Origin of the sequence: Hypericibacter sp. (assembly GCF_050729195.1) — a bacterium.
GTDB lineage: Bacteria > Pseudomonadota > Alphaproteobacteria > Dongiales > Dongiaceae > Hypericibacter.
On record NZ_JBOHKS010000258.1, the window covers coordinates 1 to 4,376 of the forward strand.

4 protein-coding genes are annotated in these 4,376 nt (G+C 65.4%); 2 read left to right on the forward strand and 2 right to left on the reverse strand.

Annotated features, from left to right (window positions below):
* Positions 1 to 434: 434 nt before the first annotated feature.
* Positions 435 to 1,253 (forward strand): isocitrate lyase/PEP mutase family protein, encoded by an 819-nt coding sequence (locus tag ACREE8_RS20655; RefSeq protein ID WP_431574902.1) that lies wholly within the window; start codon positions 435 to 437, stop codon positions 1,251 to 1,253.
* 73 nt (positions 1,254 to 1,326) lie between these two features.
* Here ACREE8_RS20655 and ACREE8_RS20660 read toward each other — a convergent pair whose 3' ends face one another.
* The gene (locus tag ACREE8_RS20660) at positions 1,327 to 2,094 is read right to left on the reverse strand and encodes a slipin family protein (protein ID WP_431574903.1); all 768 of its coding nucleotides are present in this window, start codon (positions 2,092 to 2,094) and stop codon (positions 1,327 to 1,329) included.
* An 83-nt stretch (positions 2,095 to 2,177) separates the two neighbouring features.
* On the reverse strand, positions 2,178 to 3,497 hold the full coding sequence (locus ACREE8_RS20665) for an NfeD family protein (protein WP_431574904.1): 1,320 nt from the start codon (positions 3,495 to 3,497) through the stop codon (positions 2,178 to 2,180).
* 575 nt (positions 3,498 to 4,072) lie between these two features.
* On the opposite strand from ACREE8_RS20665, the gene ACREE8_RS20670 reads away from it, so the two are divergent.
* Positions 4,073 to 4,376, forward strand: a 304-nt coding sequence (locus tag ACREE8_RS20670; protein ID WP_431574905.1) for an alanine--tRNA ligase-related protein, incomplete at its 3' end; no start/stop codon positions are given.

Here is a 4,376-nt window from a genome sequence, read left to right on the forward strand (position 1 = left end):
CCGCGATCCGCCAGAATGCGGGCCTCGTCGCCGGCGCCATGATGACCGGCAGCAGCGGCGACAAGGAAAACGCCGAAGACGAATGACCCGATCGGGATTGCGGGACGCCCCGGTCGTCCGGGGCGTCCTCATCCCGTTGTCGTTTCCTGTCCTTTATCGTTTCACGATTGACGATTTCGTGGCTGGCCCTCTCGCGGGTTTCCCCTAGACCCTTCCCGCAAATTTCCGGTCACGAGTGAAGAGGCCGCCGCCGATGGTCCCCCTGTCGGCGGCGGTCGCTTTTTTGCGGATTTGTTTCAGCCCCCTGTTACCGGTGCCGCGTCTTTCCACTGCATTTTGTGTCAGGGCAGGCATGAAGCTTCGGCAGGTGACAGCGGGATTGTCGCGATGGGAAGATCATTCTCCAGACAGGCTTTGACCGGGAGAGTCGGACGATGGTGACGCAGGCAGAGAAGGCGCGGAACTTCAAGGCGCTGCATGAGCGGCCGGGTTGCTTCATTCTTCCCAACCCCTGGGATGCGGGTTCGGCCAAGCTGCTGGCCGGGCTGGGCTTCGAGGCGCTCGCCACCACCAGCGCCGGCCTCGCCTTCACGCTCGGCAAGCCCGATGGCGTCGGCCGGGTCACCCGCGACGAGACCATCACCAATGCGCATGCGATCGTGGCCGCGACCGATCTGCCGGTCACGGCCGACCTCGAGGACGGTTTCGGCAGCAAGCCCGAGGCCGCGGCCGAGACCATCAAACGGGCGGTGGCGGTCGGCCTGGTGGGCGGCTCGATCGAGGATTCGACCCGCGAGGGCGACAAGCCGATCTATGACATCGCCCAGGCGGTCGAACGGATCGTGGCGGCGGCCGAGGTGGTCAAAGGCCTGTCTTTCCCCTTCTTGCTGGTGGGCCGCGCCGAGAACTATCTCCATGGTCGCGCCGATCTGGGCGACACCATCCGCCGGCTCCAGGCCTATCAGGAGGCGGGGGCCCAGGTGCTCTATGCCCCGGGCCTGCGCACCCGCGAGGAGGTCGCGACCCTGGTGAAGTCGGTCGACCGGCCGGTCAATGTGCTGATGGGGCCGGGCGGCGCCACGGTTGCCGATCTGGCGGCGCTGGGCGTGCGCCGCGTCAGCGTCGGCGGCAGCCTGGCCCGTGCCGCCTTTGGCGGCTTCCTGCGGGCCGCCCGGGAGCTCAAGGAGAAGGGCACGTTTGGCTTTACCGCCGAGGCGACCCCTCATACCGAGCTCAACGCGGCCTTCGACTGACGGGGGTAACCCGTCCCGGTCGCTCTATCGCTCAAGGACTGCTGGCGATCCCGTGAAGGCGATCGTCCGCGCATCAAGTTGGCGCGGGCGCGGTGGCTATCGAGAGCATCTTCAGCAGGTCGGTCGGTAGCGGCAGCACGATCGTGTTGGTGCGGTCGCTGGCGATGTCGTGCAGCGCCCCCAGATAGCGCAACTGCATTGCGCCGGCCGTGCGCGCCAGGATCTCGGCCGCCTCCACCAGCTTTTGCGCCGCCTGCTGCTCGCCTTCGGCATTGATGATCTTCGCCCGACGGATGCGTTCGGCCTCGGCCTGTTTCGCAATCGCGCGGATCATGCTCTCCGAGATATCGACCTGCTTGATCTCGATGTTGGTGACCTTGATGCCCCAGGATGCCGTCTGCGCATCCAAAATCTCCTGGATGTCGTTGTTGAGCTTGTCACGCTCGGCGAGCATCTCGTCGAGGCTGTGCTTGCCGAGGACCGAGCGCAAGGTCGTTTGCGCGAGTTGGCTGGTCGCCTGCATGAAGTCCCTCACCTGAATGACGGCCTTGTCGGCGTCAAGGACGCGGAAGTAGAGGACCGCGTTGACCTTGACCGAGACATTGTCCCGCGAGATCACATCCTGGCTCGGCACATCGAGCACGATCACGCGCAGATCGATGCGGACCATCTGCTGAATGTAAGGCAGCATCAGGATCAATCCCGGCCCCTTCACGCCGGTGAACCGGCCAAGCGTGAACATGACGCCGCGCTCATATTCGCGAAATACGCGGATCGCCGCGCCGAGGATGCCGATCGCGAACAGCGCGATCACCAGATAAATGAGCCAGTTGATCATCATGGCGCTTCTCCCGAGATTCGCGATTCCACCTTCATTCGTTCGAACGTCCGTTTGCCCATTCGCCTATCGGGGTTCGATCCGCCCTATCTGGGTTCGACCCGCAAGATGAGCCCATCGCGGCCGACGACGCGCACCTGCTGGCCTGCCGCCAACGATCCGGGTCCGCGGGCGCGCCACCGCTCGCCCATCGCCAGGACCTGGCCTTCGCCATCGGTCCAGCTGATCACCTCCCCAGCCGTATTGACCAGTGCGGCGTCGCCGCTGCTGACGGGCCGGCGGCGTGCCCGCAGCAGCATGGCAAGGACGAGCAGGAACAACCCGATGCTGGCGATGGTGGCGCCGGCGATCACCGGCCAGGCCAGGCGGTAGCCAGGTACATCGAACGTCATCAAGGAGCCGATGACGAAAGCCGTCGCACCGCCGATGACGAACGCGCCGAACGAGGGTATGAAGGCCTCCGCCGCCATCAATCCGATACCAAGCAGCATCAGGCCGAGACCGGCGAGGTCGATCGGTATGACGCTGAGCGCCAGCAACCCGAGAACCAGGCTGATGGTGCCGATAACGCCCGGAGCGAAGATCCCCGGATGCGAGAACTCGAAAATCAGGCCATAGATGCCGATGAGGAGCAGGAGGTAGGCGACGGACGGATCCGTCAGCGTCGCCAGCAGACGGGTGCGCCAATCCGGCTCGAGAGCGACTACCGTGGCGCTCCCGGTCTCGAGAACTCGATCCGTGCCCAGCACCGGCACGCTGCGTCCGTTCACCTTCGCCAGCAGCTCTTCGAGATTGTCAGCCACCAGGTCGATAACGTTCGCCTTCAGCGCTTCATCATTGGACAGGCTGACCGCCTCGCGGACCGCGCGTTCCGCCCAATCGACGTTGCGATGACGCAGTTGCGCCAGGCCGCGAATGTAAGCCGCGGCATCGTTCGTGATTTTGGTCAGCTCGGCATTGGGCGGACGGATCTGTTGCGATGGGTTCTCGGGCGATTCCTGAGGGGCTGATTCTTGGGGCGCCGGTGTTTGTGGCGATGATGCGTCCGATGGCGCCTTGCCGTTCTGGCTGCCGGGCTGTTGTTCCGGTGTGGATTCATCGCCGCCGAACAGGTTGATCGGTGTCGCAGCGCCGAGATTGGTGCCGGGCGCCATCGCCGCGATATGGCAGGCATAGATGATGTAGGTGCCGGCGCTGGCAGCGCGAGCGCCGCCTGGCGCCACATAGCCGATCACCGGCACGGGTGAAGCGAGGATGGCGCGAATGATCTCGCGCATCGAGCTGTCGAGCCCTCCGGGCGTGTCGATCCGCAGCACGATCACGTTCGCGCCGTCGTCGGCTGCGCGGTGCAGCCCGCGCACCACATAGTCGGCCGTGAACGGGCTTACCGCGCCTTTCAGATCCAAGAGATAGGCCTTGGGCGCTGCGAGGGCGCCCGCCGGCGCCTGGAGAAGCATGAAGAGCAGGCTGGCACAGGCCAGCCAGCTTCCGATGCCCGCCGGAGCCCGGCGGAGGCGCCGCATGCCGATCGCGATGGACCCGTTCGCCTGTCTCATGGCGGGTTGCCTTGCGCCGCCGTACCCCTCACTTCCGTCAGCTCGACGGCGGGGGAACCGGTTGGATCCCCGGCCCAGGCAGCAGGCGCCCAGGGAGGTCCATGCGGCCCCCGCCACGATACCACGGACCCGCGGGAAGTTCGCGCTCGAGCGCAATATCCGGCCCTGGGGCATGGGAGGACGCTCAAGCTCGGGGGCGATTAGGAAAGGGAGCCGCAGTCCCAAGGGTGTCCGCAGCCGGCAACCCTGTCTGGACAGGGGGGTTAAGCGGTTGGTAAAAGCCCTATATCCTATGGTGCAACGCGGGATGACTGGGGTTTGCCGCTTGGCGGCTCCGGAAAGGGTCCCGCGACCCCATAACCGGTCCGAAGCAGCGGCCCCGGAACGGCCTGCTGCCAGCCCTAACGAAAGCCCCCGAGCGCCCCATGTCGACTTCGACCACCGGCCACCAAAGTAGCGGCCACGTTCAGAGCACGAACGAGATCCGTACCAGCTTCCTGGAATATTTCCGGAAGAACGGGCACGAGGTCGTTGCGTCCTCGCCGCTGGTGCCGCGCAACGACCCGACCCTGCTCTTCACCAATGCCGGCATGGTGCAGTTCAAGAACGTCTTCACCGGCCAGGAGAAACGCGACTATGTGCGCGCCGCGACGGCGCAGAAATGTGTGCGCGCCGGCGGCAAGCACAATGACCTGGAGAATGTCGGCTACACCGCGCGGCATCATACTT

Bases quoted from the DNA above. Each gene is read 5' to 3' on its own strand.
- ACREE8_RS20655 (WP_431574902.1), top strand. From the start codon at position 435: ATGGTGACGCAGGCAGAGAAGGCGCGGAACTTCAAGGCGCTGCATGAG.
- ACREE8_RS20660 (WP_431574903.1), bottom strand. From the start codon at position 2,094: ATGATGATCAACTGGCTCATTTATCTGGTGATCGCGCTGTTCGCGATC.